We start from the raw sequence: 21248 nt of genomic DNA, 5'->3' as shown, positions 1-21248 counted from the left end.
ATCCCAAAAACTCATTTACGGAGGAAATTACAATGAACTTGCGCTTCAACATCCTTAAACCAATTAAGTTTCTCCTGCTTGCTTTGATCACGTTGACTTTACTCACCTCGGCCTGCGGCAACAAACCGCCGGAATCTGTTGGTAGCACAGCAACGCCTAAAAGCGGCGCTACAGCACCAGCGGCTTCTCCTGCAGCATCCCCAGCGGCTTCACCTGCTGCAGCATCTAAGCAATGGAGTAAAGCACCGGAGATGATTATCGATCCGAACAAAAATTATCAAGCCGAAGTAACGACGTCGAAAGGTTCATTTACGATTGATCTTTTTGCGAAGGAAGCTCCGAAGACGGTAAACAACTTTGTGTTTCTTTCCAAAGAAGGTTTCTATAACAATGTGACGTTCCATCGCATCATCAAAACGTTCATGATTCAAACGGGAGACCCACAAGGAACTGGCAGGGGCGGTCCTGGCTACAAGTTTGCAGATGAGCTGAAAACCACGCATAAGTATGAACCGGGGATTGTCGCGATGGCGAATTCCGGTCCGAATACCAATGGCAGCCAGTTTTTCGTTTGTTCGGGAGAAGACTGCACATCTCTGAATAAAATGCCTAACTACTCCATTTTTGGAAAAGTGACTACAGAGGGCATGGCCACGATTGCGAAGATCGCAGAAACGCCAGTTGAGCGGGATCCAAACACTGGAGATTCCTCACCTAGTAAGCCTAAAGAAAAGGTAACGATCAACACCATCACAATCAAAGAAAAATAGAATATTTTACTAACAGCAAGATATTGTTGGAACTTTGATTGGAGAGGATGTCTGGTGAAACAGCCATGTTTATTGTTCCACGGATTCACAGGTGGACCATATGAGGTTGAGCCGTTGGCTCGGCATTTACGTGAAAGCGGTCATCTTTGTGAGGTACCCAGACTCCCCTGGAATGGAGATTCTTATCATCAATTGAAGTCGTCTCGTTGGAAGGACTGGGTTCGAGCTGCAGAAGAGCATGCGGAGAGAATGACGAGTGAGTATGGGACATTCGACTTAGTTGGGTTTTCAATGGGAGGGCTGCTTGCGGCCTATCTGTCAGTGCGATACCCAGTCCGGAGGCTCATTTTACTCAACACAGCAGTGATCTATATCAGTCCAGGCAGAATGCTTGAAGTTATTCGTGAAGAGTGGAAATATAAAAGGAAATTGAACTTGTTTAAAGCCAAATCAACGCCATTAAGTGCCACTTGGCAGTTTACTCGACTAGTTCGGCATTTGAAACCAGAGCTAAGTCAGGTGAGTATACCCACGCTGGTCGCACAGTCCGAGAAGGATCATGTGATCCATCCCCAGAGTGCGCGCTACATATACAGTAAACTGAGAGGTATACGCGAGCTCCATTGGCATCCAAGATCCAACCATCTAATTTGTCTTAGTGATGATGCAGCTGCGCTTTTTCGTCAAGTTAGCGCATTTTTGGATAAGGAGTAGCATGGATGACGGTAAAAGCAAACATGAACAAAAAACAACGATCCACTTCTCCCAAACCAAGAAAGGCTAGGAAGTCTGTTCAAAAGTCGGGCCTTCATCGAACACTCTTAACCTTATTTCGAATTATTGTCATCTTGTTCCTTTTGGTTGTTTCCTGGATCATTTACATTCAATGGAAAGTTCAAGTGTCCCCCGATCAAACGCTTCCTAAACAAGTTGATGTGGGTATTGTTCTTGGAGCTTCCTTGCGTCAAGATATCCCAAGCCCGGGACTTCAGGAGCGACTTGATCTGGCTCTGAATCTGTATAAACAGGGAAAGTTCAAACAACTGATTGTCACCGGAGGTCTGGACCATAACGGCTCCAAATTGACGGAGGCGGAAGGAATGCGTGATTATTTGGTGAAAAAAGGACTTCCCTCGAAGAGTATCTTGCTAGAGCCGCGGGCAACAAGCACGTATGAGAATTTATTATTCAGCAAACAAATTATGGACGAGCAAGGTCTTGTCAGCTCGATCATTGTGACACACCGGTATCATGGTTCGCGTTCATTAGATATTGCGGAAACGATAGGTTTGAAGCAGCCTCTTATATCGTCAACAAAGTCAGAAGTGCTATTCATGCCGTACCATGAAGCCAGAGAAACGCTAGCCTATACGAAGTGGATGTGGACAAAGCTGCTGCTGAAGACAGGCATTTAGCGATAAAAAAAAGCATGGCCTATAAGCGGAAGCTCTCCACTTAAAAGTCATGCTTTTTTGCATTTATGTTAGTTACCCGTTCACAATGGCTCCCCCGTTCACATGAAGCACCTGCCCGGCCATATAGGATGAATCCTCACTGGCCAGGAAAACATAGCTGGCTGCGAGCTCACTAGGCTGACCTGCACGTTTCATCGGTGTGGTCGAGCCGAACGTAGCCACTTCCTCTGCTGTGAAGGTAGAAGGAATGAGAGGTGTCCAGATCGGTCCTGGGGCGACAGCGTTCACGCGTATGCCTTTAGGGTTTAGCTGAAGTGAGAGGGATCGTGTGAAGGTGACAATGGCGCCTTTCGTAGCGGAGTAATCGATCAGCTGCTCATGACCGTGATATGCCGTAATGGAAGCCGTGTTAATAATGGCACTTCCGGACTTTAGATGGGGAAGAGCAGCTTTAGTTAAATAAAAGAATGAGAAAATATTCGTTCGAAATGTCCGCTCCAGCTGCTGCGATGTGATATTCTCAATGCTTGGCTGCGGATGCTGCTCCGCTGCATTGTTAACTAGAATATCGAGCTTACCGAACTTCCCCACAGTTTGTTCAATAATCTTCTTGCAGAAGTTTTCGTCGCCAATGTCTCCTGCGACATGCAAGCATTGGCGTCCTGCCTTCTCCACATGACGCTGCGTTTCTTCCGCATCGGTATGCTCGTTCAGATAGACCAATACGACGTCGGCGCCTTCTTTGGCATAGGCAACTGCGACCGCTCTGCCTATCCCGCTATCGCCACCGGTAATAAGAGCGACTTTATCCTTCAGCTTGCCAGCTGCTTTGTAATCAGCATTCTCAAAGACAGGAAGAGGATTCATTTTGGACTCAATGCCTGGTTGTTGGTTCTGGTGTTGGGGTGGAAAAACAGGTTTCTTTTGTGTTGCTGTTGCCATAATGTGTTACTCCTTTCATCCTATACAAATTCTTAGTTAGGATGATGCAAAGGGCTGTAAATCATACTTAATTCGGTAATGATACCCAAAGCTAGCTCGATAGCCGAGCTTTTGATACAAGGTTACCGCAGGTTTATTGGAGGCTATGACCTGCAAATATTGCCTTACAGCTCCATTTTCCAAACTCCAGTCGGTTAGCGCATGCATAATTGCGTAACCAAGTCCTTTTCCGCGGTGTTCCTCTTGGATAACAACATTTACAAAGCCTGCCCATTCTTCCTGGACAATAGCGGTGCCTAGTGCGATGATTTGACCATCTTGTTTGAGCTTGACGAACCCTTTTGTAACAGGCATCCGTTCAAATAGACCGCTATAGAAGGTTTTCGAGCGTGAGAAAAGCGTCAACCCATTCAGTATCAGCAACTTGTGCCCATTCCGTCGTAAAGGGCGCGTTTTTCATCTGCATCTTATTCTGTGCTCTCTCAGCTACCTCCTGACTGGCAGCGGTCATCATCAAACATGGCGTATCTATCGCATAACCATTTTTTTGAAGAAGCTCATCCAGATCCTGTGGGGAAGTGCTGCTGATTTGAAAAATAGCGGGTAAGCCAAGAGCGTGATAGAAATGTTCTATTTTCGCTAGCCAATTTGAATTATTCGGATATTCGCTAATCGTAAGCACACTGTTTGCACGTTTGGTAATGCCTTGAGAGGCCCGTAGGAGCCACTTGTCGATGAAAGCTGATGATTCGGCAGGCCAAGTATTTGAAGCCACGGTATCAATAGTGGTATAAAAATCTTTTTTTTCGTTCAATTGCAGCAATCTCCTCTCCAAATATTTTAATAATATTAATAAATATACATATTAATGTATAAATATTCAATACAGTAAAGTGGAAAAGTTTTGTTCTTTGATATAAGCTATGAAGCAACGGAACGAACCCGTTAACAGGTTACAGGAGGTGGATTTTCTTGGAACTCATCATACGTACGGCACGTTCGGAAGATTACGAGGCCGTAAATGCCATAATTCGTGTCGGGCAGGAGGAGCATGCAGATGCTTTGCCTGATCGATTTGCCAGGTTAGATCGCGTTGTTGCCATGGGCTGGTACCGCAGCTTCTCGGATCAACAGAACAAAGTGATATTCATAGCAGATTTGGATGGCTTGGTGGTTGGTTTGGCTATGCTGGAAATGAAGAAAAGCCCTTCCTATGAAGCGCTAGTTCCTCGAACTTATGCCTATTTAAATGAACTGGCTATCTCACCGGACTTTCAGCGTCAGGGTATTGGTACCAAGCTATATAGGGCTTCTGTAGCCTGGGCCGAAGAGCGAGCAGCTTCTTCGCTGGAATTAAACGTTTGGGAATTTAATGACCGTGCCATAGCTTTTTATAAATCCTTAGGGATGATGACATTAAATCGTACCATGACGACCACTATTAAAATACAAAAATGAAGGGAGTGCGATCATGCTTTTTATCGATAATGAAGGGATTACAGATCCCCGTATTAATTTGGCCATTGAGGAATATGTCTTAAGACATCTTCCTAATCAGGAGAGTTATTTGCTTTTTTATATCAACGAACCGTCTATCATTATAGGTAAAAATCAAAATACGTTGGAAGAAATCAATCCTGAATATGTTAAAGAGAACCATCTGCACGTGGTTCGCAGGTTATCGGGTGGCGGAGCAGTGTATCATGATTTGGGCAATCTGAATTTCAGCTTCATAACCCAAGATGACGGAAACTCTTTTCACAATTTCCAAAAATTCACTGAGCCTGTAGTTAAAGCGCTTCGCCAGCTTGGTGTTGAAGCGGCATTAACGGGTCGGAACGATATCCAAGTCGGTGAACGCAAAATTTCAGGAAATGCTCAATTTGCGACTAAAGGTAGGATGTTCAGTCACGGGACACTTCTATTCGATTCTGAGATCGAAAACGTCGTATCGGCCCTCAAGGTTAGTCCCGACAAAATTCAGTCCAAAGGCATTAAATCGATTCGCAGCAGGGTCGCTAACATTGTAGAGTTTCTGGAAAAGTCCATTACGATTGAGGATTTCCGGATGAAACTGCTAGAGTCTATCTTTGGTGAGGAGGCGTCAAAGGTTCCCTCATACAAGCTCTCTGAGGAAGATTGGGGCCGTATTCACGAGCTATCCGAAGAGCGCTACCAGAACTGGGACTGGAATTACGGTAAATCGCCCAAAAGCACCGTACAAAACTCCAAACGTTTCGAAGGTGTTGGTAAGTTAGATGTGCGATTAGATATTGAAGAAGGTCATATACATCATTTGAAAATATATGGGGACTTCTTCGGAGCTAGCGATGTAGCAGAGCTGGAGGAAGCGTTACGTGGTTCTCGGTACGAAGAGTTCGCGTTAAGGGAGCGACTGGCTGGTATTGAGCTGCATCGTTACTTTGGTGCGATGGATTTGGAGTCTTTTATAGCATTATTGATGTTACCTTAACTACCAGTAGGGGAGTTCTTGCGATGACAAAGCTTTATTTAATCCGGCATGGGGAAACGGTGTGGAATGTGGAGCGCAGAATGCAAGGACACTTGGATTCGCCACTTTCTGCTTTAGGGGAGCAGCAAGCCACATGGTTGTCTAACGCATTGAAGGATGTTCCGTTTGATGTGCTATACTCAAGCAGCAGCGGGCGTACTATGCAAACAGCTCATATTGTGAAAGGCTCGCGTGACTTATCAATTCATTCCTCGGACGATTGGAGAGAGATGAATCTAGGTGCATGGGAGGGGCGAGTTTCTGCTGAAATTGAGGAATTTGATTCTGATAACTATCATGCGTTCTGGCATACCCCAGACCTATATAGACCAACGAAGGGTGAGTCATATGACGATCTACAGGCTCGCGTCATTCCTGCTCTAATGCTGCTGCTTAAGGAGCATACTGGAAAAACAATAGGCTTGGTTTCACACACGGTCACGTTGAAAATCATAATGGCTTATTTTGAAGGAAGAGCATTTACAGACCTATGGAACCCGCCCTATTTTCATCCTACTTGCCTAAGTCTTGTAGAAATGATAGATAATGAGCCTAATATCCGTCTTCACGGAGATACGTCTCATTTTCAAGAAGAAGCATTTGGCTTCTAAAATTGGATTCGAATGGAGGATGTATACATGATTTTAGAAGTAGCTGTTCTTCCTGTAATTACAGGGAAAAATGCAGAGTTCGAAGCGGCTTTTCGCCAAGCATCATCCATTATTTCATCGATGAAAGGTTACATTTCTCATGAGTTGCAGACTTGTATTGAGGATAGCAACAAATACTTGCTATTCGTTCAATGGGAAACACTTGATGATCACACCGTAGGTTTCCGCGGTTCTGCTGAATATCAGGAGTGGCGCAAGCTGCTGCATCATTTCTATGATCCGTTTCCGGTGGTTGAGCATTATAGCCTAACCCAATCTTACGGTGCAAAATGAAGTTGAGAGTCTCTGGTGATGCTGCCGGAGGATTTTTTTGTCTGTGAGAGCGATAATGGCGGTAGGTTGAGCATCATTAAAGACGACTGCGGTCTAAAATGCATCAAACGAGCGTAGGATGGATTGATACTAACCATCAAATTCATCATGTAAACGAGGTGATCCTCATGAGTGGTCGAAGCTTGCCATCCAGACAGATCAACATCGTCTTGCGGCAGCCAGAGTCTGGAATGCATAAGCGAGCAGTTGATGGAGTAGGCGACCAGACCCACGCTTCGCCGCTGGCCGATTCCGAGCCACAGCTAACAGGAAAAAGGACACCGCTCGAGGGTCCGCTTTCGGATATTTTCAAAGAACTTAATCAATTGATAGGCCTCGATAATGTCAAAGAGCTGGTGCACGAAATTTACGCGCTTTTACAAATTTCTCAATTCCGCGCTGAAGCTGGTCTGATAAGCAATGCGCATGTGTACCATATGATTTTCAAAGGGAGCCCCGGAACAGGTAAAACGACGGTAGCTCGTCTTATGGGCCGCATGTTTCACGCGATGGGTGTTTTGAGCAAGGGCCATTTCATCGAGGTGGAGCGCGCGGATCTCGTAGGTGAATACATTGGGCATACAGCTCTTAAGACACGTGAGTTGATGAAAAAAGCAATGGGCGGCATCCTGTTTATCGATGAAGCCTACAGTTTAGCGCGTGGAGGGGATAAGGATTTTGGAAAGGAATCGATTGATGCACTAGTCAAAGGAATGGAGGATAAGAAGAATGAATTCATTCTAATCCTAGCTGGGTATAGCGATGAAATGGAGCAGTTTCTGTCAACGAATCCAGGGCTTCCATCGAGGTTTCCAATTCAAATTGATTTTGAGGATTATCCGATTGAACAGCTGATTCAGATTACCGAGCTCATGGCGAAAGACCGCGAGTATGTTCTTCTTCCGCAAACGCTCGTAAAGCTTAAGCAGCATTTGACTGAAGAGAAAGCCACTACATGGCGTGCATTTAGCAATGCAAGATATGTTAGAAACATTCTGGAGAAAGCGATGCGGCATCAAGCGGTAAGATTACTTAGCCAATATGTAAATGCGCCTTCCAAATTTGAATTAATGTCGATTAGGCCTGAAGATATGAAATTTAAATGAAATTTCTAAAGCGGTTTAACTTATCTAAGTTAAATGGCTTTTTTTCTTGCAAAAAAGAATTGACAGATGGGATGAATGGCGTAAAATAAACAGAGTGATCGAGTGATAATGATTATCAATATTAATGGAAACTTGAAATTTGGTTTTATTTTCTATAGGGAGTTGTGAATCATGCATAGAGTTTTGTTTGTGACTTGGATAGTGCTGCTGATGTTTCTGTCCGTGCCTTTAACGGTTGGTGCAAAAGCGGAAGATGATCTAGCCAAGGGTGATGAGGGTATTATTCGCGCCATTCAAGCTGCGGAGAGCGGGAAATTGGAGGAAGCCTCCAAACTGTTCGATACGTTTCAAAAGAACTGGTTGACCTATGAAGGTGGTATTAAAGAGCGCTCGCTGGCAGCGTATCAGAAGATTGAACAAGCGATGGGGGAAGTATCTTTCCAAACGCTAAAGCAGCCAATTGACTCCCAGAAGCTTATTGCGGGACTGAAAGAACTACACAATCTCAACAAGAACTTCATAGATGGGAATCTGGATGCATTCGGTAAAGTAGCTCAGAGTAGTGAGAATGTAACGGTGGGCTCATTGGTTTCTTTACTGGAGAAAGCGGCTGATCAATTAAAGCAGAACGATCTCGAAGGTGCTTTAGCAAGCGTTCAAACCCTTCGCAAGTCCTGGTTGCAAATTGAAGGAAACGTACTTACGCAATCCTCATCTGTATACACGTCGATGGAAAGAGACATGGTTACAGCCTACGCGCAGCTGTCTGCTAAACCTGTTCAAGTTAGTGATGCTTCAGCAACAATTGCAAAAATGCATGCCGATTTACAGCCTTTAGCAGCCAAAACAACCTACACCATGTTGGATGCTACTACTATTTTGCTTCGAGAGGGGCTGGAAGCTTTGTTAGTCGTGATTGCCTTGCTCGGATTCCTTAATAAGTCGGGTCATAGTGAGAAGAAGCAATGGATTTGGTACGGAGTGCTTGGAGGCTTACTTGTAAGTTTGGCGCTTGGTATTATTGTTCAGCAGTTGTTTTCCACAAGTGCATTTGGCAATAACAACTTCTTAATTGCTGGTTGTACAGGAATTTTTGCTGCTGTCATGCTGCTGTATATGAGCTACTGGCTGCATAGCAAATCAAGCGTTTCTAACTGGCAGAAATACATAAGGGATCAGAGCGTAAAAGCTTTAGCAACCGGGAGTCTAGTTTCACTAAGTCTGCTTGCTTTTCTTGCTGTTTTCCGTGAAGGTACGGAGACAGTCCTCTTCATGATTGGGATGGCGTCCTCGATTTCGTTAAGCTCACTGATTGGAGGCATTGTCATTGGGGTTGTCATACTGCTGATTGTCGCTTTCTTAATTCTGAAAATTGGCTTGCGTATTCCTATGCGTCCTTTCTTTCTTGTTTCAAGCTTCTTCGTCTTTTATCTTTGCTTTAAATTTACGGGGATGGGCGTTCACGGACTTCAATTGGCTGGTTATGTGCCTGCAACGACGGCCTCCTGGCTGCCAAGCTGGGACGTTATTGCGTTATACCCGACGTTAGAGAGTGCGATTCCGCAATTTCTATTGTTGGTATCTGCTCTGTTCGCGGTCATCTTGGACCGACGTAAAACAATTCAAATCAGGAATTTGGATTTATCAAATAAAGCTTAATTATAGAGAAAAGTGGAGGGATTTAGTTCATGAACAAACATCAAAAACTTATTATTCTAGCAGCAGCTACAACACTTATACTCGCAGGCTGTGGTAAAACAGTATCAACGGAGTTGACCAAAGTGCCGTTAAAAGAAGGCTCAGCGGCACTCCTTTCAAGCATTGAGCAGTTGAAAGGTCAACTGGACGCTAATAAGGTTAAAGATCCGAAGAAGCAATCAACCCTGCTTGAAGATCAATGGGCTAGCTTTGAAGATGAAGTAAAGCCAAAATTTCCAGAGTTGTATTTTAAAGTAGAGAAATTTCTGACTCCACTAGAAGCGGGCTTGAAACAAGACAAGCTGGATTATGCGACATTGACCGCATTGAATAACAATTTGAAAGCAGCAATAACGGAGCTCAGTACTTCCCTGAGCAATAACAAAGGTGCTGTCAATAAAGATGTCATCACAGCATCCAAAGAGCTTCAAGCGGCAGCAATAGCCTATAATAAATACGTTCAAGAACAAGGAAAACAATTAGTTGCCGGCCTAGAGCAATTGGATGCTGCTGTGAAGAGCGGTGATTTGAAAAAGGCACAAGTATCCTATGGTCAATCACGAATGCCCTATGAGAGAATTGAGCCTATTATCGAGACTTTTAGCGAGCTAGATGGTGTTATGGATGCTCGTGTGGATGATTTTAAAAATGAAAATGACCCTGATTTCACGGGATATCATCGTATAGAGTATTTGCTATTTGTGAAAAAGAACGTGAAAGAAGCTGAATCATTCTCAACGCGTTTATTAGAAGATGGCAAGAAAATGCAGCAAGCGATCGCGGCCACTTCAATCGAACCTATTGACTTTATCGCTGGTGTTGGTGAGTTGATGGAGGAAGCACAATCCAAAAAAATCACTGGTGAAGAAGAGCGCTGGAGTGGAGCGACAGTACCCGTTATCCGAGCTAACGTTGAGGGTGCACAAGCGATCTATGAACTCATAAAAAGTGAGTTGAAAAAGAAAGATCCTGCACTAGATGAGAAAATCAGCAAAAGCTTAGCTGCGGTAATAGAAACAATGAACACACTTTCACCTGTTGGTGCAGTTTGGAACGATTTCGGCAAAATTGAACAAGCCAAACAAAAAGATTTGAAAAATAAATTGGAAACATTTGCTGAGTCACTAGTAAAAATGCCAGGGACGTTAAGTAAATAAGGGGATTAGGAAAGGGGAAACAACGGCAATGGGAGACAAAATGAATCGCCGTGCTTTTTTGGGGATGACGGCGGCAGGGGCTGCTGGCGTTGTCCTGGGGGATTTGCTGGGGAAGGCACAGCAAGCGATACCTAGCGGTTCTAACACTCAACCAGTTTCAGCATCTGCAGGGGCAGAGAAAGACACAATCTCATTTTATGGCGCTCATCAAACGGGTGTCGTGACCCCTGCTCAGAACTTTGCAAATGTGGCTGCCTTCGATGTGACGACACAGGATGTGAAAGAGCTTAAGGAGCTCCTGCAGCTTTGGACGGAGATGGCAGCTGCTTTAATGGCAGGCAAACCTCTAGCAGATGAGCCTCAGGAGGGTAAATTTCCACCCTTGGATACAGGGGAACAGTTGGGGCTCGATTCGGGCAAGCTGACGATTACTTTCGCTGTAGGTGCGTCCTTGTTTGAGAAGGATGGTGTCGATCGATTCGGTCTTCGATTTCGTAAACCATCTGGCCTCACAGAAATGCCTATCTTCCATAAAGACTCGCTTCAGGAGCAATTGACCCATGGAGACATCGTTATCCAGGCTTGCGCAGATGATCCGATCATCTGTTTCCATGCCATTCGTAACTTATCTAAAGCGGCGCGCGGTGTTGCCCATTTGCGATGGCAGCAGACCGGACAGCTGGGCGTGAAGTCCCAGGGGACGAAACGGAACTTATTCGGCTTCAAGGATGGTACTGCTAATCCAGATTTACAAGATGAACAATTTATGAAAAATAATGTTTGGGTCGAGGCGGGAGAAGGTGCATCTTGGTTAGCCGGAGGCACCTACATGGTTGTTCGCCGTATTCATATGCGCATTGAAACATGGGATCAACAATCTTATTCCGATCAAGAAGAGATTATTGGACGTCAGAAGGTTTCCGGAGCACCGATGGATGGACGTGGAGAATTTGATAGTCCTAATTTCGCGGGCGATATCAAAGGTGAAGTTACAGCACTCGATTCTCATATCCGCCTTTCAAATCCGCGCACGGGAGAGAATTCCGAGCGTGAACGCATTTTGCGCCGCGGGTATAATTTCATGGATAACCTCGATAATGTTGGCCGAATCAATGCTGGTCTGTTGTTCGTGTGTTTCAACAGGAATATCCAAACGCAGTTTGAATCCATCCAGAAAAGATTGACTAATCCCAAGTTTCCTGACAAAATGCTTTCCTATACGGATACAACGGGCGGGGGATATTTCGCTGTACTGCCAGGTGTCCCTTCTAAAGGTGCTTACTTAGGACAAAGTTTATTTACTTAAATTAGGTGGAAAGCTACCGAAAGGCTCTTGGTCTTTCGGTTTTTTTTCGTGTGCAAATTGGGAACACCATTATAATTGAATTTTCCTGTTCTGCAAATTGACTTTCCCAAGCATTTCCTACACAATGATGAAGGAATAAGCCCATTTGGAGCCATTTCGATCGTTTAAATGCGATGTAAAGGAGACCTTTATGAAAACAACTTCACATATGGTAGAAAAAGAGATCGATGACCGAGCTGTGCTCGTCAGCTTGGTCACTCAGAAACAGAAGAAAAATGAATTGTTAGCGGAATACTCGCTGCAAGAACTGGTCAAGTTGGCGGAAACAGCAGGTGTGCTTGTTTTGGAGACTATGATACAGAATAAAGAGTCGAAGGATACTAAATGGTTTATCGGTAAAGGGAAAGTAGAAGAGCTAAAGGTAAGACTTGAAGAGCTCGGAGGGAATACAGCTATCTTCGATCAAGAGCTTTCAGGTGCTCAAGTCCGAAACTTAGAGGCCGCCTTAGATGTGAAAATCATCGACCGTACGCAGTTAATTTTGGATATCTTCGCCCAGCGTGCAAAAACAAGAGAAGGTATTATTCAGGTTGAGCTGGCCCAGCTTAGCTATCTGCTTCCAAGGTTATCCGGACAGGGTAAAAACCTCTCACGGCTTGGAGGCGGTATTGGAACTAGAGGTCCAGGGGAGTCGAAGCTGGAGACCGACCGTAGACATATTCGCGGCCGTATCGACGAGTTGAAGGCGCAGCTGGAAGAAGTCGTACGTCATCGCACCTTACATCGGGAACGCCGTAAGAAGACAGGTGTGTTTCAAGTTGCCCTTGTGGGGTATACGAACGCAGGGAAATCAACTTTATTGAAACAATTGACACAAGCAGACGTTTATATTGAGAATCAATTGTTTGCAACGTTAGATCCGACTTCACGGACGATGGAATTGCCAAGCGGCAAGGAAATCGTTCTAACAGATACCGTAGGCTTTATTCAAAATCTGCCGCATGATCTTGTCGCATCGTTCCGTGCCACGCTTGAAGAGGCCAATGAAGCCGATCTGATCCTGCATGTTGTAGATAGCTCTACAGATATGCGAAATGAGCAAATGCGCGTCGTCGCAGAGGTATTGGAAGAACTGGGGGCACATCAGAAGGAACAGCTGACCATTTACAATAAAATTGATCTTTGCTCGCAAGAGGAAATGGAAATGTTGTCAACCGAAGGTGAGTTTCTGAAAATCAGTGCGTACAACTCTGATGATTTGGAGCGCCTGCGAATCGCCATTCAAGAGAAGCTGATGGGCGAGAGTAAAGAGTTCCGCATTCCAGCTGACAAGGGAGATATCATTTCCCTTATGTACCGAATTGGCGATGTGCTGGAGACGGAAGTGGACGGGGAAGATATGCTGTTTAAAGTACGTGTGAACAAGGATGATTATGTGAAATTGGCCTATCAATTAGTGGCTTATGATCAACATGCTCAGCAAGAGGTTCAAGATAATGAGGGAGAGATTTACTAATCATGCAATTCGGGGATAAAGTTATGGCATTAATGGAAAGCGCTGAACGCCGGGTAGAAAGCGCTTTTCGTCAGATCGAGAAAACGATTGATCTTAATCAATGGAAAGTGATTAGCGCTTTCCAAAAACATAAGGTAAGCGATTACCACTTCGCTTCTTCGACAGGCTACGGATACAATGACCGCGGCAGAGAAGTGCTGGATCTTGTGTATGCAGATGCGATGGGAGCTGAAGCAGCACTAGTTCGCCCCCACTTTGTATCGGGCACGCATACGATAGGCACAGCTTTGTTTGGTGTTCTACGCCCAGGTGAACATCTTCTTTACATAACGGGTAAGCCTTATGATACGTTGCATAAGGTAATTGGGAAGCCTGGTGACGGCAAGGGTTCGCTGCAGGACTTTGGCATCGTGTACAGCGAGGTCGCTTTGACCGAAGAAGGCGCACCAGACTGGTCTGCGATCACGGCAGCCATTCAGCCGAACACGAAGTTGATCGGCATTCAGCGTTCGCGCGGCTACTCATGGCGGCCGTCGTTCACCGTCGAGCAAATCGGAGAAATGGTCCGATTTGTCAAGGAAGTGAACCCTGCCCTTATCGTCTTCGTCGATAATTGCTACGGAGAGTTCACCGAGCTGCAGGAGCCGACGCAGGTTGGCGTCGATCTCATGGCTGGCTCGTTGATCAAGAACCCCGGCGGCGGCATCGCCCCATCCGGCGGATATATCGCCGGGCGGCGCGACCTCGTGGAGCTAGCCGCCTACCGATTGACCGCCCCCGGTATTGGGGGCGAGGTCGGTGCCATGCTCGGTACGACGCGAGCAATGTTTCAAGGGCTGTTCCTTGCCCCTCATCTGGTGGGGCAAGCGGTCAAGGGCTCTGTCTTCGCCGCCGCGGTGTTCGAAGAGCTGGGCTTCGAGAGCCACCCGCGCTGGCAAACGCCGCGCACGGATCTTATCCAAGCGATTCGCTTCACGTCGGCGGATCACTTGATCACGTTCGTGCAGGGCATACAGAAGGCGGCTGCCGTAGATTCGCACGTTGTTCCAGAGCCGTGGGATATGCCCGGATATGAGCATCCCGTCATTATGGCGGCCGGGACGTTCATCCAAGGCGGCAGTCTAGAACTATCAGCGGATGCACCGATACGTGAGCCTTACATCGCGTATATGCAGGGTGGACTTACCTACTCACACTGTAAGTTAGGGGTACTTACAGCAATCCAGCATATGGAAGACAAGGGATTGTTGTGAAAAAAAGACTGTGAACAAACCTGACACTCCTTGACACATTTTTGTTAGAAAGGTACAATAAGGGTGAGGTACTTGACTAAGCAGGAGTGATAGCATGAGTGATGAAATACGTAGAAATATGGCGTTATTCCCGATTGGGATCGTCATGAAGCTGACCGATTTAACCGCGAGACAAATCCGCTATTATGAGCAACATGAACTCATTATCCCGGCTAGAACGGCTGGTAACCAACGTCTCTACTCTTTTAACGATGTAGAACGACTTCTCGAGATCAAGGATTTAATTGAAAAAGGTGTGAACATTGCGGGGATTAAGCAGGTGCTCATCCCTGTTGATAAAGATTCAGAAGATGCAACGATTCTAAACGAACACACGGAAGTTAAGCGTAAAGAGTTGACCGACTCGCAGCTGCACAAAATGCTTAAGCAGCAGTTGATTGGCGGAGGTAAACGCCCAGATCAGGTTTCCTTAATTCAAGGGCAACTTTCCCGATTTTATAAATAACATTTCGTAATCGTTCGTAAATTGAGAGGAGAATGCACACGTGGGCTACGCCAATAACTATACCAAAGAAGATATTTTACTCATTGCCAAAGAAGAAAATGTTCGCTTCATTCGTTTGCAGTTTACTGACTTGATGGGAAGTATTAAGAACGTAGAAATTCCTTACAGCCAATTAGAAAAAGCGTTGGACAATAAGATGATGTTCGATGGATCATCCATTGAGGGTTATGTGCGTATTGAAGAGTCGGATATGTATTTGTATCCTGATTTGAATACGTGGGTTATTTTTCCATGGGTTACGGAGAGCAAAGTGGCTCGCTTAATCTGTGATATTTATTTGCCAGATGGCAGAGCATTCCCGGGAGATCCGCGTGCGATCTTGAAAAATGCCTTGAAACAAGCCGAAGAGTTAGGCTTTACAGCCATGAATGTTGGTCCAGAACCAGAGTTTTTCTTGTTCAAGACCGATGACAAAGGCAATCCGACTACCGAATTGAATGACCAAGGCGGATATTTTGATTTGGCTCCGATGGATCTGGGCGAAAACTGCCGTCGCGATATCGTGTTAACACTCGAAGAGATGGGTTTTGAAATTGAAGCTTCCCACCACGAAGTGGCGCCAGGTCAGCATGAAATCGACTTTAAATACGCAGATGCGATTAAGGCGGCTGACCAAATTCAAACCTTCAAGCTCGTTGTCAAAACAGTTGCCCGTCAGCATGGTCTGCATGCGACCTTTATGCCTAAACCTCTGTTTGGTATGAACGGTTCAGGTATGCACTGTCACCAATCGTTATTCAAGGGCGAGGTGAATGCCTTTTATGACGAGAACGATAAGTTAGGTTTAAGTAATGTTGCTAGACATTATATGGCAGGTGTACTTCGTCATGCACGTTCATTTGCTGCGATTACGAACCCTACTGTTAACTCTTATAAACGTCTCGTACCTGGTTATGAAGCACCAGTTTACGTAGCATGGTCTGCTAGTAACCGTAGTCCGATGATCCGTATTCCAGCTTCCCGCGGTTTAAGCACACGCGTTGAAGTTCGTAACCCTGATCCGGCTGCCAATCCATACTTGGCTCTTGCGGTTATGCTTGCTGCCGGTATTGACGGCATTAAGAACAAAATGCAGCTTCCTCCTCCAACTGATCGTAATATCTATGTGATGACGGAAGAGGAAAGAGAAAGCCAAGGCATTCCAACTTTGCCATTGAACTTGAAACAAGCACTGGACGAGCTGCTTCGCGATGATGTGATCTGCGATACACTTGGCGAGCACGCACTAGCTCACTTTTATGAGCTCAAAGAAATCGAGTGGGATATGTACCGCACGCAAGTTCACCAATGGGAAAGAGATCAGTATTTGTCACTTTACTAATCTCTATTGGCGCTTTGAGATTAAACAACTAGATAAGAATAGCCCGTCAGTCATCAGGAGATATTCTGAGCTGAGGGGCTTTTTAATGCGAAGGAGATCGTAAAGATATGGACAACTTTCAAATTCATTTGGAAAAGTACGCGGAGCTTGTAGTCAAAGTAGGGGTAAATCTAGGTAAAGGTCAAGATCTGATGATAGAGTCACCGATAGAATCCCTTGAGTTAACTAGGCTTATTGTTAAGAAAGCTTATGAGGCTGGGGCGAATTATGTTCAGGTGCACTGGCAGGATGATGTGATTACTCGTAGTCGATTTGAAAATGCTCATGATGAAGCTCTTGATTATTATCCGAAGTGGTATACAGATATGCTGGAGCGTTTTGTTGAAAATGGTGGGGCTTTGCTGAATATCAAAGTGCCGGATCCTGATCTGTACGCTGGAATTGATGCAAGTCTGATTTCTAGGGCATCCAAAGCAATGGCTACTGCGAGAGCAAAGTACCAACAATATGTCAGGACGAGTGCATTCAGCTGGTGCTTAATTAAAGCGCCTACAGTTGCTTGGGCTTCAAAAGTATATGCAGATCTGCCTAAGGAACAGCGAGTAGATGCGATGTGGGAGGACATTTTCCGGATTAATCGCGTTTATGAAGATGATCCAGTTGCGGCGTGGCGAGCTCATATTGAGCAATTGAAGCGCGTTCGTAAGGTGCTAAACGAGAAGCAGTATAAGGCGCTTCAATATCGGGCAGCTGGAACAGATTTACGAGTTGAATTGCCAGAAGGTCATATTTGGCTGGGCGGTGATACAGAAAACGCAAGTGGTATCCGTTTCGTTGCGAACATGCCAACTGAGGAAGTCTTCACAATGCCCAAGCGAACAGGCGTTAACGGAACCGTGTCGAGTACGAAGCCTTTAAATGTAAACGGGGCACTTGTGGATCGGTTTTCTTTTAGGTTCGAGGATGGGAAAGTCGTGGAATATCAGGCCGAAGTAGGCTATGAGCATCTGGCAAGGTTATTGGACATGGACGAGGGTGCGCGTTATTTGGGTGAAGTTGCTCTCGTGCCTTATGATTCGCCGATCTCCAATCTTGATCGTATATTTTACAACACAGGCATCGATGAGAATGCATCCTGTCACCTTGCTTTGGGCAGCTGTTATCCAATCAATATGAAGGATGGGGCATCCTTATCGAGAGAAGAGTTGAAAGCTCGAGGTGGGAACACCAGTTTGATTCATGTGGATTTCATGATAGGTACGGCTGACCTTGAGATCGATGGCGTGGTTGAAGACGGTTCGGTTGAACCTATATTCCGTGCAGGAAATTGGGCACTTGCATTTTAATTGACTTTCGGTCAGATTTTCAAAAAGAAAGATGTTCTAAGAGCGTAAGGCTGTGTTATTTGCTTGATTTCCTAGTATGTCGGCTTGGGTGTGTATACAGGCTTTGTTGTTGCCTAACGAAAAGAACCGAGGGACTGTTGTCCTCTCGGTTCTTTTCTTATTGGTATTGTAAGTTGGAAAAGGGCTTAGGGGGTTGTTACATATCCCGGAACAAACCAATGACACGGCCAAGAATCGTAACGTGCTTCAAGAGGATAGGCTGCAGAGCTGAGTTCTCCGGTTGAAGACGGAAATGATCCCGTTCCTTATAAAAGCGTTTCACCGTTGCTTCATCGTCTTCCGTCATAGCCACAACAATGTCCCCGTTATTAGCGGTTTGTTGCTGCTTCACGATAACATAATCGCCATTATGAATGCCGGCTTCGATCATACTATCTCCCATAACACTAAGCATGAACACATTGTTATCTCCTACCATGCTGACAGGAAGAGGGAAATAGTCTTCAATGTTCTCTGTTGCAGTAATTGGTACCCCCGCTGTGACTTTACCAACGAGCGGCACGCGTGCTACAGAAATTGCAAAATGAGTTTCAGCCCCATCAAGGCCAAGAATTTCAATTGCACGAGGCTTTGTAGGATCTCGACGAATTAAACCTTTTTTCTCAAGACGTTCCAAATGCCCGTGTACTGTAGAACTAGAAGCTAGTCCAACAGCTTCGCCGATTTCTCTAACGGAAGGTGGGTATCCCTTATCTTTCACTTCATTCTTAATAAATTCCAATATAGCTTGTTGACGCTGTGAAATCTTACTCAATAGTTATCACTCCAATACTGGGAATCATTACCCAAAGTATAACATAGAACCCGAGTTCGTACAAACATAAGTTCGAGAAAAAGTGTTGACTCAAACATGTGTTCGTGTTATTCTGATATCAGAACAAATGTTTGGGGGATGATTACTCATGTATATAGCTTATTCACACACTAACAATTCACGCAAACCTCATAGATCTGCTAGCGCATCCAAAGGGATGACACCTACTTTTGGGTATACAAAAGCGATTGTTCGCTTCGTCCTATTAGCAGTTATTCTCGGTACTGTATTTTCTTTTGGTGCAATGGTTCAAGCCTATGCAGGGGATGGGGCTGCAGCAACGCCGGTTACCATCACATCCGCAAATCATATTTCAAAGGTTGTCGTACAAGATCAAGTCATCATTCAACGTGGAGACACGCTTTGGAACATTGCTTCTTCGCACAAAAAGAGTGACGAGAACATTCGTTCTTACGTGGATAAAATAAAGTCAATCAATCATTTAAACACCAGTTCCTTAAAAGAAGGTCAGGTTTTATCGCTTCCTTAAATTAGGATGTTTTCTCGAATAGACTGTAATTGATGAGGTGAGGACACGGTCCTATGCCTCTTTTTGCCGTTACCTTGACAATCCCTTTTAGGGATGGCAAAGTAATATTCATATTGAATTTTTGACTGGGAGGATCAGTATGAGTGACAACATGGAACAAAACATCGAGCGAATTAACGAGCTTGCTCGTAAAGCTAAAACAGTTGGTTTAACAGATGAAGAAATCGATGAACGTAACGAATTAAGAAAGAAGTATATTGAAGCTTTCCGAGGCAATCTTAAAGTTCAACTTGACTCCATCAAGTTTACAGACGAAGAGTAATTGCTTTTTCACATAGAAACAACATTCAAAGGGGAAATGAATGATGACGCTGAAAGCCGTACTTTTTGATTTGGATGATACACTATTGTGGGATGACCTTAGTGTGAAGGAAGCATTCGTTGCAACATGTGCCGAAGCAGCAAAGCATGTAGCTGTGAATCCTGAGGAATTAGAGGCTTCTGTTCGTAAGGAAGCTCGCGATTTGTATGAATCCTTTGAAACCTTTCCGTTTACGAAAATGATTGGAATCAATCCATTCGAAGGCTTATGGGCTAATTTCACCCAAGGTGAGAATGAGAACTTCCGTAAGCTTGAAAAGCTGGCGCCTGGATATCGCACTGAGTCATGGACAAGAGGGCTTCAAGCACTTGGTATAGAGGATCGTGAGCTTGGTTATAAGCTTGGCGAACTATTTCCGGCAGAACGCCGCAGCCGTCCTTTCGTGTATGAGGAAACGTTCCGAGTATTGGACGCTTTGAAAGGTAATTATCAGCTGCTGCTGTTAACGAATGGCTCGCCAGATCTACAGAAGGAAAAGTTAGCGGGTGTTCCGAATATTGCATCGTACTTTAATCATATTGTGATTTCTGGTGAATTTGGTGAAGGTAAACCAGCGATTTCTATTTTCAACCATGCTTTGGGACTGCTAGGGATACAAGCAGAGGAAGGTATTATGATCGGTGATAAATTGACAACCGATATCCTCGGTTCTGGAAGCATAGGCATGCGTAACATTTGGATTAATCATCATGGACTTCAAAGCGGAGATGAGATTGTTCCTGTATATGAGGTTTCTCGTCTTCAAGATATTTTACCGATTGTTATGAATGGGTAATGTAGAATAACGAAAAGCCCAACGGCTGTTTAGGACGATAAGTCCAGCGCCGTTGGGCTTTTTTATAAAATGTAAGAATTAGGCTTTAATAAATTCTGGATCATCAATGTTGTAAGCTACCCAGCCATCTTTTTCGATGAAGAGACGGACAGCAACGATTTCACGATTGTCCATTAGTGTAAAGAAATGGTTTGTGTTTTCAGGTACAGAAATCACATCCCCTGGTTCAAGCTCAACATCAAAGTACCCAATTTCGCTTTCGGATTTGATAATGAAAATCCCTTTACCGGACACGATACCGCGAATTTCATCTTCTGTATGGGTATGAACCTGTTCGAATTTCTTAAGCAGTTCTTCGATGTTAGGCGTTGAATCGGAAAGTGCGATAACATCCCATATTTCATAACCACGTCGAGCTGCTAAATCGCGGATTTCTTCTTCATAAGTGCTAATGATTTGAGCTTTTTCTTCATCGTTAAGAATGAATTTCTCACGTAGCGCTACAGGAAGCTTGTTTGGATCCCAGTGTTCATAAACAACATTTTGACTATCCAAGAAGGCTTTGACCTGTTCTTCGCCCTCAATGCGTTCATTTGTATTGCGAATTCTTATTTGTGCCACATTACATCCCTCTCTCTGATAAATATACTTGTATTATAGTGGAAATGAAGGTAACTGTCGATGGAGCAGCATAAGAATTTCCGATAAAACCTATAGGTAAATATGATAATTCAAATTCTTTTCATAGAAGCGGGATTCTGTTACACTAAATCTTAACATAATTTGTCGTTTTTTTAATTTCTATAGCTTTAGGTTAAGTTGAAAGGGAGTCATGCA

Annotated in this window: 24 protein-coding genes; 19 read left to right on the top strand and 5 right to left on the bottom strand. The window is 44.7% G+C overall.

Annotated features, from left to right (window positions below; all coding sequences use genetic code 11):
• Nucleotides 1–32 precede the first annotated feature (32 nt).
• Genes BLT91_RS12860 through BLT91_RS12850 form a run of 3 tightly spaced genes read left to right on the top strand, consistent with a single transcriptional unit; the run spans nucleotide 33 to nucleotide 2185 of the window.
• Nucleotides 33–770 carry a peptidylprolyl isomerase gene (locus BLT91_RS12860; RefSeq protein WP_090821431.1) on the top strand — a complete coding sequence of 246 codons (738 nt, stop codon included), beginning with the start codon at nucleotides 33–35 and terminating at the stop codon, nucleotides 768–770.
• Nucleotides 771–824: 54 nt separating this feature from the next.
• Nucleotides 825–1484 carry an alpha/beta hydrolase gene (locus BLT91_RS12855; RefSeq protein ID WP_254776921.1) on the top strand — a complete coding sequence of 220 codons (660 nt, stop codon included), beginning with the start codon at nucleotides 825–827 and terminating at the stop codon, nucleotides 1482–1484.
• Nucleotides 1485–1489: 5 nt separating this feature from the next.
• Entirely contained in the window at nucleotides 1490–2185 is a 696-nt protein-coding gene (locus BLT91_RS12850) for a YdcF family protein (protein ID WP_254776920.1), read from the top strand.
• A 72-nt stretch (nucleotides 2186–2257) separates the two neighbouring features.
• On the opposite strand, the gene BLT91_RS12845 is transcribed toward BLT91_RS12850, so the two are convergent.
• The 3 genes from BLT91_RS12845 to BLT91_RS12835 are packed head-to-tail and all read right to left on the bottom strand — an operon-like array spanning nucleotide 2258 to nucleotide 3941.
• Nucleotides 2258–3127, bottom strand: a complete 870-nt coding sequence (locus BLT91_RS12845) for an SDR family oxidoreductase (protein WP_090821427.1) — start codon at nucleotides 3125–3127, stop codon at nucleotides 2258–2260.
• Between the two features lie 36 nt (nucleotides 3128–3163).
• Nucleotides 3164–3481, bottom strand: coding sequence for a GNAT family N-acetyltransferase (locus tag BLT91_RS12840; RefSeq protein ID WP_090821425.1), 318 nt, complete (start codon nucleotides 3479–3481; stop codon nucleotides 3164–3166).
• Nucleotides 3482–3497: 16 nt separating this feature from the next.
• The gene (locus BLT91_RS12835; protein ID WP_090821423.1) at nucleotides 3498–3941 is read right to left on the bottom strand and encodes a GNAT family N-acetyltransferase, cg3035/Rv0428c family; all 444 of its coding nucleotides are present in this window, start codon (nucleotides 3939–3941) and stop codon (nucleotides 3498–3500) included.
• A gap of 158 nt (nucleotides 3942–4099) precedes the next feature.
• On the opposite strand from BLT91_RS12835, the gene BLT91_RS12830 reads away from it, so the two are divergent.
• The 13 genes from BLT91_RS12830 to BLT91_RS12770 all read left to right on the top strand — a co-directional run bounded on the left by BLT91_RS12830 (nucleotide 4100) and on the right by BLT91_RS12770 (nucleotide 17890).
• Complete coding sequence (locus BLT91_RS12830) at nucleotides 4100–4585, top strand: GNAT family N-acetyltransferase (RefSeq protein WP_090821419.1); 486 nt, start codon at nucleotides 4100–4102, stop codon at nucleotides 4583–4585.
• Between the two features lie 13 nt (nucleotides 4586–4598).
• The gene (locus BLT91_RS12825; protein ID WP_090821417.1) at nucleotides 4599–5600 is read left to right on the top strand and encodes a lipoate--protein ligase; all 1002 of its coding nucleotides are present in this window, start codon (nucleotides 4599–4601) and stop codon (nucleotides 5598–5600) included.
• 23 nt (nucleotides 5601–5623) lie between these two features.
• A complete protein-coding gene (locus tag BLT91_RS12820) occupies nucleotides 5624–6250 on the top strand; it encodes a histidine phosphatase family protein (protein ID WP_090821415.1) in 627 nt (208 codons plus the stop codon).
• Between the two features lie 27 nt (nucleotides 6251–6277).
• Nucleotides 6278–6583 (top strand): antibiotic biosynthesis monooxygenase family protein, encoded by a 306-nt coding sequence (locus BLT91_RS12815; RefSeq protein WP_090821413.1) that lies wholly within the window; start codon nucleotides 6278–6280, stop codon nucleotides 6581–6583.
• Between the two features lie 167 nt (nucleotides 6584–6750).
• Complete coding sequence (locus BLT91_RS12810; RefSeq protein WP_090821412.1) at nucleotides 6751–7728, top strand: AAA family ATPase; 978 nt, start codon at nucleotides 6751–6753, stop codon at nucleotides 7726–7728.
• A gap of 171 nt (nucleotides 7729–7899) precedes the next feature.
• A complete protein-coding gene (locus BLT91_RS12805; protein WP_090821410.1) occupies nucleotides 7900–9387 on the top strand; it encodes an FTR1 family iron permease in 1488 nt (495 codons plus the stop codon).
• A gap of 29 nt (nucleotides 9388–9416) precedes the next feature.
• Nucleotides 9417–10583, top strand: coding sequence for an EfeM/EfeO family lipoprotein (locus tag BLT91_RS12800; protein WP_090821408.1), 1167 nt, complete (start codon nucleotides 9417–9419; stop codon nucleotides 10581–10583).
• Between the two features lie 28 nt (nucleotides 10584–10611).
• Nucleotides 10612–11889 carry an iron uptake transporter deferrochelatase/peroxidase subunit gene (efeB, locus tag BLT91_RS12795; protein WP_090821406.1) on the top strand — a complete coding sequence of 426 codons (1278 nt, stop codon included), beginning with the start codon at nucleotides 10612–10614 and terminating at the stop codon, nucleotides 11887–11889.
• 190 nt (nucleotides 11890–12079) lie between these two features.
• Nucleotides 12080–13405, top strand: coding sequence for a GTPase HflX (hflX, locus tag BLT91_RS12790; RefSeq protein ID WP_090821404.1), 1326 nt, complete (start codon nucleotides 12080–12082; stop codon nucleotides 13403–13405).
• 2 nt (nucleotides 13406–13407) lie between these two features.
• On the top strand, nucleotides 13408–14658 hold the full coding sequence (locus BLT91_RS12785) for a methionine gamma-lyase family protein (protein ID WP_090821402.1): 1251 nt from the start codon (nucleotides 13408–13410) through the stop codon (nucleotides 14656–14658).
• 94 nt (nucleotides 14659–14752) lie between these two features.
• Complete coding sequence (locus tag BLT91_RS12780; protein ID WP_047676992.1) at nucleotides 14753–15163, top strand: MerR family transcriptional regulator; 411 nt, start codon at nucleotides 14753–14755, stop codon at nucleotides 15161–15163.
• Between the two features lie 40 nt (nucleotides 15164–15203).
• Complete coding sequence (gene glnA, locus BLT91_RS12775) at nucleotides 15204–16544, top strand: type I glutamate--ammonia ligase (protein WP_090821400.1); 1341 nt, start codon at nucleotides 15204–15206, stop codon at nucleotides 16542–16544.
• Between the two features lie 107 nt (nucleotides 16545–16651).
• Nucleotides 16652–17890 carry an aminopeptidase gene (locus tag BLT91_RS12770; protein ID WP_090821397.1) on the top strand — a complete coding sequence of 413 codons (1239 nt, stop codon included), beginning with the start codon at nucleotides 16652–16654 and terminating at the stop codon, nucleotides 17888–17890.
• A gap of 196 nt (nucleotides 17891–18086) precedes the next feature.
• Here BLT91_RS12770 and lexA read toward each other — a convergent pair whose 3' ends face one another.
• Nucleotides 18087–18704: a transcriptional repressor LexA gene (lexA, locus tag BLT91_RS12765; protein ID WP_090821395.1), complete on the bottom strand. Its 618-nt coding sequence runs from the start codon at nucleotides 18702–18704 to the stop codon at nucleotides 18087–18089.
• A gap of 148 nt (nucleotides 18705–18852) precedes the next feature.
• On the opposite strand from lexA, the gene BLT91_RS12760 reads away from it, so the two are divergent.
• From BLT91_RS12760 to BLT91_RS12750, 3 genes are all read left to right on the top strand, one after another.
• Nucleotides 18853–19254 carry a LysM peptidoglycan-binding domain-containing protein gene (locus tag BLT91_RS12760; protein WP_090821393.1) on the top strand — a complete coding sequence of 134 codons (402 nt, stop codon included), beginning with the start codon at nucleotides 18853–18855 and terminating at the stop codon, nucleotides 19252–19254.
• Between the two features lie 139 nt (nucleotides 19255–19393).
• Nucleotides 19394–19576 (top strand): DUF896 domain-containing protein, encoded by a 183-nt coding sequence (locus BLT91_RS12755; RefSeq protein WP_090821391.1) that lies wholly within the window; start codon nucleotides 19394–19396, stop codon nucleotides 19574–19576.
• Between the two features lie 43 nt (nucleotides 19577–19619).
• On the top strand, nucleotides 19620–20411 hold the full coding sequence (locus tag BLT91_RS12750; RefSeq protein ID WP_090821389.1) for an HAD family hydrolase: 792 nt from the start codon (nucleotides 19620–19622) through the stop codon (nucleotides 20409–20411).
• A gap of 78 nt (nucleotides 20412–20489) precedes the next feature.
• Here the strand turns inward: BLT91_RS12750 and BLT91_RS12745 are convergent, their stop codons facing one another.
• A complete protein-coding gene (locus tag BLT91_RS12745) occupies nucleotides 20490–21032 on the bottom strand; it encodes a 1,2-dihydroxy-3-keto-5-methylthiopentene dioxygenase (RefSeq protein ID WP_090821386.1) in 543 nt (180 codons plus the stop codon).
• Between the last annotated feature and the right edge of the window lie 216 nt (nucleotides 21033–21248).

Origin of the sequence: Paenibacillus sp. yr247, assembly GCF_900103825.1 — a bacterium.
Lineage (GTDB): Bacteria > Bacillota > Bacilli > Paenibacillales > NBRC-103111 > Paenibacillus_E.
Note: the sequence above shows the minus strand (reverse complement) of the source record. Positions and strands in the feature narration are given on the sequence as shown.

What these genes read in the sequence shown, in the direction of transcription:
- BLT91_RS12845 (WP_090821427.1), bottom strand. Translation starts at nt 3,127, where the DNA reads ATGGCAACAGCAACACAAAAGAAACCTGTTTTTCCACCCCAACACCAG.
- BLT91_RS12810 (WP_090821412.1), top strand. Translation starts at nt 6,751, where the DNA reads ATGAGTGGTCGAAGCTTGCCATCCAGACAGATCAACATCGTCTTGCGG.
- BLT91_RS12800 (WP_090821408.1), top strand. Translation starts at nt 9,417, where the DNA reads ATGAACAAACATCAAAAACTTATTATTCTAGCAGCAGCTACAACACTT.
- BLT91_RS12780 (WP_047676992.1), top strand. Translation starts at nt 14,753, where the DNA reads ATGAGTGATGAAATACGTAGAAATATGGCGTTATTCCCGATTGGGATC.
- efeB (WP_090821406.1), top strand. Translation starts at nt 10,612, where the DNA reads ATGGGAGACAAAATGAATCGCCGTGCTTTTTTGGGGATGACGGCGGCA.
- BLT91_RS12805 (WP_090821410.1), top strand. Translation starts at nt 7,900, where the DNA reads ATGCATAGAGTTTTGTTTGTGACTTGGATAGTGCTGCTGATGTTTCTG.
- BLT91_RS12760 (WP_090821393.1), top strand. Translation starts at nt 18,853, where the DNA reads ATGTATATAGCTTATTCACACACTAACAATTCACGCAAACCTCATAGA.
- BLT91_RS12850 (WP_254776920.1), top strand. Translation starts at nt 1,490, where the DNA reads ATGACGGTAAAAGCAAACATGAACAAAAAACAACGATCCACTTCTCCC.
- BLT91_RS12755 (WP_090821391.1), top strand. Translation starts at nt 19,394, where the DNA reads ATGAGTGACAACATGGAACAAAACATCGAGCGAATTAACGAGCTTGCT.
- BLT91_RS12750 (WP_090821389.1), top strand. Translation starts at nt 19,620, where the DNA reads ATGACGCTGAAAGCCGTACTTTTTGATTTGGATGATACACTATTGTGG.
- BLT91_RS12840 (WP_090821425.1), bottom strand. Translation starts at nt 3,481, where the DNA reads ATGCCTGTTACAAAAGGGTTCGTCAAGCTCAAACAAGATGGTCAAATC.
- BLT91_RS12860 (WP_090821431.1), top strand. Translation starts at nt 33, where the DNA reads ATGAACTTGCGCTTCAACATCCTTAAACCAATTAAGTTTCTCCTGCTT.
- hflX (WP_090821404.1), top strand. Translation starts at nt 12,080, where the DNA reads ATGAAAACAACTTCACATATGGTAGAAAAAGAGATCGATGACCGAGCT.
- BLT91_RS12815 (WP_090821413.1), top strand. Translation starts at nt 6,278, where the DNA reads ATGATTTTAGAAGTAGCTGTTCTTCCTGTAATTACAGGGAAAAATGCA.
- BLT91_RS12825 (WP_090821417.1), top strand. Translation starts at nt 4,599, where the DNA reads ATGCTTTTTATCGATAATGAAGGGATTACAGATCCCCGTATTAATTTG.
- BLT91_RS12820 (WP_090821415.1), top strand. Translation starts at nt 5,624, where the DNA reads ATGACAAAGCTTTATTTAATCCGGCATGGGGAAACGGTGTGGAATGTG.
- BLT91_RS12785 (WP_090821402.1), top strand. Translation starts at nt 13,408, where the DNA reads ATGCAATTCGGGGATAAAGTTATGGCATTAATGGAAAGCGCTGAACGC.
- BLT91_RS12770 (WP_090821397.1), top strand. Translation starts at nt 16,652, where the DNA reads ATGGACAACTTTCAAATTCATTTGGAAAAGTACGCGGAGCTTGTAGTC.